The organism is bacterium, from assembly GCA_040753555.1.
Lineage (GTDB): Bacteria > UBA9089 > UBA9088 > UBA9088 > UBA9088 > JBFLYE01.
Genome location: JBFMDZ010000120.1, coordinates 1 through 6,675 on the forward strand (window position 1 = coordinate 1; position 6,675 = coordinate 6,675).

Below are 6,675 nucleotides of genomic sequence, written 5' to 3' on the forward strand. Positions count from 1 at the left end.
TTTGATGGTATTTAACAAAAAAATCTACAAAGGAAAAAAGAGGCTATGTTTTTGTGATGTGTTTTTGATATAATATATCCTGTTTAGAGGTAATTCTGGACAAAGGTAGCGAAATATAGGAAATTATAGATGGGCAGAACTGCGTATAACATGGCATAAAAGATTAATGCCCAAACCCTTTGGGCTTCTTTTGCAAAGGAAACATTAAGTGAAATATCCTCACATAAACCCCTTGCCAAATAAGGGTTAAATTACATATCATAATAGCATGAAACTCGGCATTGATATTGGTTCAATAAGTTTAAAAATAGCCCTTTTGGATGATAACAATAACATCCTTGAGGCTAGTTATATCAGGCACAAGGGAAATCCCCTTCCTTTATTGCTTGAAAAGATAGAGGATTTTCCCGATGATATATTGGTTGGCTTTACAGGAACAGGGGCAAAGGGAATCTGTGAATTTTTTGGAATTTCTCCTCTGAATGAAGTAATTGCCCAGGCATCTGCAACCTCTAAATTAAACAAGGAGATAAGGACGATAATAGAAATCGGAGGAAGTGACTCAAAGCTGATTAACCTTTCTGAAGATGGCTCAATCCTAGATTTTTCAACCAACACCATATGTGCCGCAGGTTGTGGCTCATTTTTAGACCAGCAGGCTTCCCGAATGAAGCTTACCATTGAGGAATTTTCCGAAAAGGCATTAAGCTCAGAGAAGCCACCCAGGATTGCGGGAAGGTGCTCGGTATTTGCCAAGACCGATATGATTCACCTCCAGCAAGAAGCCACTCCTATTGAGGATATTATTGCTGGCTTATGCTTTGCCTTTGCCAGGAATTTTAAATCTGTGATTGGAAAGGGAAAAAACATAAATCCGCCTGTTTCATTCCAAGGCGGTGTTGCCGCAAATAAGGGAATGCTCAGGGCATTCTCTGAGATATTAGGGATTGAGATTATTATTCCAGAGCATTTTGCCACAATGGGTGCAATTGGTGCAGCCCTTTTGGCAAAGAATAAGATAGAGCTTAAAAGATTAAAGGATTTTAAGATTAAAGAGGAAAAGATTGGGCTTGAACCCTTAAGCCTCATTGCCCCCATTTCCGAATACAAAGACAAAATAAAAACCTATCCACGACTCCCGACTCCCGATCTCCTCCTCCCGACTTATATTGGCATTGACATTGGCTCTGTCTCAACCAATGTTGTGGCAATTGACGAAAACAAAAGGGTTTTAGCAAGAAGGTATCTACCTACAGCAAGTAGACCAATTGAAGCGGTATGTCAGGGCCTGGATGAGATTGGAAAAGAAATTGGCGAATATGTTGAGGTTAAAGGATGTGGGACAACCGGCTCAGGAAGGTATATGATTGCCGATTTTGTCGGAGGCGATATTGTAAAGAATGAGATAACCGCTCAGGCAAGGGCAGCATACGATATAGACCAAAGCGTAGATACAATCTTTGAGATAGGTGGTCAGGATTCAAAGTATATTTCCTTGGAAAATGGTTGTATTGTTGACTTTGAGATGAATAAGGTCTGTGCAGCAGGAACCGGTTCATTCTTGGAGGAGCAGGCAGAGAGGCTTGGGATAAATATAAAGGAGGAATTTGCCAATCTGGCATTTCAATCAGAGCAACCCCTTGCCTTAGGGGAGCGATGCACGGTATTTATGGAGACAGACATTGTCTCACACCAGCAAAAACAGGCAGAGAAAAAGGACATTGTAGCTGGGCTTGCCTATTCTATTGTGCATAATTACCTAAATCGGGTTGTCGGCGAAAAAAAGGTAGGGAATAAAATATTCTTTCAAGGTGGAACAGCAGCTAACCTTGCGGTTACCGCAGCCTTTGAAAATGTCTGCGGAAAGAGGATTTTTATCCCCGAAAATCACGATGTAACCGGTGCAATTGGTGTTGCCATAATTGCTAAAGAGAGCAATATAGAAAAAACAAGATTTAAAGGCTTTTTTCTGAAAAATAGAAAATATGAGCTTTCCTCCTTTGAATGCAAGGGATGCCCAAATTCTTGCGAGATAAAAAAGGTCAAGTTGGAAGACGAAGAGCCTCTGTTTTATGGGGCAAGGTGTGAGAAGTATGAAAAAAAAGCTCAAGGGTCAAGGGTCAAGGGTCAAGGGTCAGAACTACCTGATTTGTTTGAGGAGAGGGAAGATTTGCTTCTAAATATTTATAGCAAAAGCGTAGATGGAAAAAAAATAGGGATTCCGAGGGCTTTGTTTTTCTATGAATTCTTTCCATTCTTTAAGGCATTCTTTAGCGAATTGGGATTTGAGGTTATTTTTTCAGAAAAGACAAATAAATCAATTATTCATAAGGGGGTTGAGGGTGTTTCTGTAGACACCTGCTTTCCCATAAAGCTTACCCACGGTCATATCTTAAGCCTCCTTGAAGCCGGGGTTGATTATCTATTTCTTCCCTCAATTATAAACCTAGCCCAGACATCCAAATATTTCTCAGAATCCTACCATTGCCCCTATGTCCAATCCATTCCCTATACGGTTGCTTCAACGATGAATTTCAAGGAGCATAGAGTGCAAGTTCTTCAGCCGGTAATAAGGATGCGCTATGAGAAAAAGGGTCTTCTAAAGCCATTGGTTGAGATGGGAAAGGCATTAGGGATTTCACCAGAAAGGGTAAAGAAGGCATTGGATATTGCCCATAGTGTCCAGGAAGAATTTAGGAAAAGGATAAAAGAAAGGGGAAAGGAGATATTATCATCTTTAGACAATCGGGCAATTGTTCTAATTGCCAGGTCATACAATGGGAATGATTGTGGGCTAAACCTTGAGCTTCCCAGAAAATTAAGGGATTTGGGGGTATTGGCAATTCCTATGGATTTTCTTCCCTTAGATTCTGTTGATATTTCGGTTGATTGGCCAAATATGTATTGGAGAAGTGGTCAGCAGATATTGTCTGCCTGCGAGCTAGTAAGAAAAGATGAGCGGCTATTTCCTATTTATCTTACCAATTATGGATGTGGACCCGATTCCTTTATTGTCTCATTCTTTAAGGAAAAGATGGAGGAAAAGCCACATTTAATTATTGAGGTTGATGAGCATTCGGCAGATGTCGGCGCAATTACAAGATGCGAGGCATTCCTTGATTCTATTGAAAATGCAAGAAAAAAGAAGATAGAAGAAGAAAAAAGGATAAAAACATTAACCATTGAGAAAAAAACAAAAAGAAAAATCATCATCCCCTATATGTCAGACCATGCCTATGCCCTAGAGGCAGCATTTGAGGCAAATGGTGTAAATGCAGAGGTTATGCCAGAATCAGATAAAGAGACCTTATATTGGGGAAGGAAATATACGCTTGGCCGGGAATGCTATCCGGCAATTGTAACCACCGGGGATATGGTAAAATTCACCAAGCGAGCTGATTTTAATCCAAAAGAAAGTGCATTCTTTATGGGTGGCTCATCTGGTCCTTGCAGATTTGGACAATATTCAATGCTTCAGAGGTTTGTCTTGGATTCTTTAGGATATAAGGATACACCCATTTATGCCCCGAACCAGGCAAAGAACTTTTTTAAGGACTTAAGCTTGGTTGGTAAGGATTTTGAGCCACTTGCCTGGGCGGGAATTGTGGCAATTGATATCCTTGAAAAAGCCCTTTATGAGACGCGTCCTTATGAAAGAGTCGGGAGTCGGGAGTCAGGAGTCAAGAGTCAGAAAAATGGAGAGACAGAAAGGGTTTATAAAGAGTATGTTGGAAAGGTTTGCAACGCAATCAAGCAAAAGAAAGACCTTTTGCCGGTAATGAAGGAGGCGGCTTTGGCATTTTCAAGGATTCCTGTCTATCCTAAAGATAAGCCAGTGATTGGTCTGGTAGGAGAATTCTTTGTCAGGGCAAACAAATTTTCCAATGAAAATGTTATTAAAAAGGTTGAGGCATTGGGAGGAGAGGTATGGTCTGCTCCAGTTAACGAATGGTTTCTTTACCGAAATTTCAGGAGGAATATGCATTCATTATTAACCAATGATTATGCTTGTTTTGTAAAAACATCGATAAAAAACCTCTATCAAGTAAAGACAGAGGCAAGGCTTTCTTATCCCTTCCATCATCTCTTAAGGGGAATAGGCGAGCCATCAACATCACAAGTGCTTGAATTTGCCCATCCCTATCTTCACCATTCCTTTGAGGGAGAGGCAATAATGAGCATCGGCAAGGCAATTGATTTTGTGAAAAAAGGGCTTTGTGGCATAATCAATACAATCCCATTTACCTGTATGCCGGGAACAATTGCCACAGCAATCCTAAAATCTGTCTCAGAGGACAATAAGGGCTTACCCATTCTAACCATTGCCTATGATGGGCTTTCCTCTGCCAACACCGATATGCGCCTTGAAGCCTTTATTCATCAAGCAAAGGGGTATGCAAAAACCCAATTCTTGACAAATAAATAATTTATATGCTATTTTAATCTAAAATGTCTACAATCCTTAAAGCCAGATATTCAGAGGGTATAATCAAGCCTTTAGAACCTGTATGGTTTGAGGAAGGGAAAGAGCTTGTTGTTACAATAGAGGAGGAGGCTAGCCGAGGAGCAAAACAAAGGTTTGAACAATCAGCAGGCTCATGGAGAGGCTTAATTGATGAAGGGTTTTTAGATGAAATCTACATCGCACGGATGCTATCCCAAAAAGAGATTACAATATGAGATATTTATTGGATACAGATTGGGTGGTCCATTACCTTCGGGGACACAAAAGGATTGTTGAAAGGATAAAGGTTGCAGATAAAGTTACAGAGACATTGCAGATAAAGAGGTTATTCTTGAATTGTGAAGTGAGAGGAAGGGAAATGCCCGCAATGGCAAGTAACAATGGCTAAATGATCGCTATACTTAAATTGCTTTGCAATTTCATTTAGCCTAACCGTTAGGTGAAATTTGTAGTGCAATTTGGTATAATTTAAGATAAAAAGTAAAAACTAGGAGGAAGATATGCAGATAGCCAAACAAGAGGTCGGTGAACTTCTCAATCGTCTGCCGGATGATTGTTCTTTGGAAGACATCCAATATCATCTTTATGTTCTTCAAAAGATTGAGCGTGGATTGAAGGATGTGGAACAAGGGCGATTCTATACCCAAGAAGATGTTGAGAAGACGATGTCAAAATGGCTCGCAAAGTAATCTGGTCATTTAGCCACCTTTGACCTTGAAGCCCTTGCCGAATATATTGCAAGGGATTCTATCTTTTATGCCGCATCATTTGTCCAAAAAATCCTTGACATGGGTTGTTCCCTGAATGAATTTTCTGAAAGGGGACGCGTTGTTCCTGAAATTGGTAATCCTAATATTCGTGAAATCTTTATAAAAGAATATCGCCTTATTTACCGTATTGAAGAATCAAGGGTTGTTATTTTAGGTCTTATTCACGGGAAAAGAGACCTAAAGGCATTATGGGGGAGGGAAGAAAAAAGAGGTGATTGACCGTGAACTTGCCTAACAGCAGGTTAAAAGAGAAAAAACGGAATTAACCATGCGCATCATTCACCACCTAATGGGGAATCGGCGAGCCGAAAACATCACAAGTGCTTGAATTTGCCCGTCTCTATCTTCACCATTCCTTTGAGCAAGAGGCAATTATGAGGATGAGTAAGGCAATTGATTTTGTAAAGAAGGGGCTTTGTGTGGCTACGAAGTCTTTCTTTACCAAGCAAAGGGGTATAGGGAGAAAGGTTTTAAAAGCATTCATTTTGATTGACAACATAAAATTCTTTGCAATAAAATAAAGGTAGCAAAACTTAATGGTTTTAAAAAGTGAAGAATGATATTAAAAAGTTATGGCTATTGTTGAAAAATCTACTTGTTGTAATTGCAATAATAAGATTTAATTTCTTAATGAAAAGGAGGGAGTTGATTCAACATCTTTTAGAGTATGGAGCCAAAATGGTTAGAGAGGGTCGTCGTCATACCATTTTTGAAAGGAATCGATTCCGAACAGAAATTCCACGCCATTCAGAGATTGTCGATGAATTAGCTAAGAAAATCTGTAAAGACCTAAATATTCCCTTTAAGAGATAAGATATGAAATTTAGAGCTGTGATAAAAAAAACAGATGATTGGTGGATAGGTTGGCTAGCTGATTTTCCTGGGGTAAATGCTCAGGAAAGGACAAAAGAAGATTTGTTAGAATCCCTTAAGATTGGAGCAGAGGATATGCTACAGATAGAACTGGAAGTGCCACAAGGAGGAGAGGTAGTGGGAGTGGATATTCCTATGATGGTGCAGTAACGATCAGTTAGAGGGGTAAAACCTAATTATGCTAGCTGATAGGAATATAACCAAAAGGGGAATGGGAGAACCATCAACCTCACAGGTTTTAGAATTTGCCAGGCCATATATTTATTATTCCTTTTCAGAATGTCCCTGTTTTGCCCGGGGTTAATAAGGGAAAAATTATTGACAGGAATTTTTTCTCTATGGTAAAATTTATAAAAAAGAAAAGGGGGTTAAGATGAAAAAGATAGTTTCTTATTTTATTACAGCTATATCATTAGCCTTAATCTTTATAATCCTTTTTGCCCAACTTCAACAGAAACTTGGCGAAATTGGTGGTAGCGAAAGTAGAATTTCTTGTATTTATAAGGGATTGAGGGGTATGGGGAGGTAAAAATTACAAAAAAGTGAGTGACAATAAAATGTAAAAAG

Annotated in this window: 8 protein-coding genes; all 8 read left to right on the forward strand. The window is 39.3% G+C overall.

All coding sequences use genetic code 11. The features are described from left to right. Positions 1-268: 268 nt before the first annotated feature. The 8 genes from AB1630_09235 to AB1630_09270 all read left to right on the forward strand — a co-directional run bounded on the left by AB1630_09235 (position 269) and on the right by AB1630_09270 (position 6,637). Complete coding sequence (locus AB1630_09235; GenBank protein ID MEW6103973.1) at positions 269-4,426, forward strand: acyl-CoA dehydratase activase; 4,158 nt, start codon at positions 269-271, stop codon at positions 4,424-4,426. Between the two features lie 23 nt (positions 4,427-4,449). Next, positions 4,450-4,680: an antitoxin family protein gene (locus AB1630_09240; GenBank protein ID MEW6103974.1), complete on the forward strand. Its 231-nt coding sequence runs from the start codon at positions 4,450-4,452 to the stop codon at positions 4,678-4,680. After that, complete coding sequence (locus AB1630_09245) at positions 4,677-4,853, forward strand: hypothetical protein (protein ID MEW6103975.1); 177 nt, start codon at positions 4,677-4,679, stop codon at positions 4,851-4,853. Before AB1630_09240 ends, AB1630_09245 begins: the two co-directional genes overlap by 4 nt. Positions 4,854-4,965: 112 nt before the next feature. Continuing rightward, positions 4,966-5,154 (forward strand): hypothetical protein, encoded by a 189-nt coding sequence (locus tag AB1630_09250; GenBank protein MEW6103976.1) that lies wholly within the window; start codon positions 4,966-4,968, stop codon positions 5,152-5,154. A 60-nt stretch (positions 5,155-5,214) separates the two neighbouring features. Further along, positions 5,215-5,454, forward strand: coding sequence for a type II toxin-antitoxin system RelE/ParE family toxin (locus tag AB1630_09255; GenBank protein ID MEW6103977.1), 240 nt, complete (start codon positions 5,215-5,217; stop codon positions 5,452-5,454). A 101-nt stretch (positions 5,455-5,555) separates the two neighbouring features. After that, positions 5,556-5,756, forward strand: a complete 201-nt coding sequence (locus AB1630_09260; GenBank protein ID MEW6103978.1) for a hypothetical protein — start codon at positions 5,556-5,558, stop codon at positions 5,754-5,756. Positions 5,757-6,051: 295 nt separating this feature from the next. Further along, entirely contained in the window at positions 6,052-6,258 is a 207-nt protein-coding gene (locus AB1630_09265) for a type II toxin-antitoxin system HicB family antitoxin (GenBank protein ID MEW6103979.1), read from the forward strand. 223 nt (positions 6,259-6,481) lie between these two features. Beyond that, a complete protein-coding gene (locus tag AB1630_09270) occupies positions 6,482-6,637 on the forward strand; it encodes a hypothetical protein (GenBank protein MEW6103980.1) in 156 nt (51 codons plus the stop codon). Positions 6,638-6,675 lie beyond the last annotated feature (38 nt).

Bases quoted from the DNA above. Each gene is read 5' to 3' on its own strand.
- AB1630_09235 (MEW6103973.1), top strand. From the start codon at position 269: ATGAAACTCGGCATTGATATTGGTTCAATAAGTTTAAAAATAGCCCTT.
- AB1630_09240 (MEW6103974.1), top strand. From the start codon at position 4,450: ATGTCTACAATCCTTAAAGCCAGATATTCAGAGGGTATAATCAAGCCT.
- AB1630_09245 (MEW6103975.1), top strand. From the start codon at position 4,677: ATGAGATATTTATTGGATACAGATTGGGTGGTCCATTACCTTCGGGGA.
- AB1630_09250 (MEW6103976.1), top strand. From the start codon at position 4,966: ATGCAGATAGCCAAACAAGAGGTCGGTGAACTTCTCAATCGTCTGCCG.
- AB1630_09265 (MEW6103979.1), top strand. From the start codon at position 6,052: ATGAAATTTAGAGCTGTGATAAAAAAAACAGATGATTGGTGGATAGGT.
- AB1630_09270 (MEW6103980.1), top strand. From the start codon at position 6,482: ATGAAAAAGATAGTTTCTTATTTTATTACAGCTATATCATTAGCCTTA.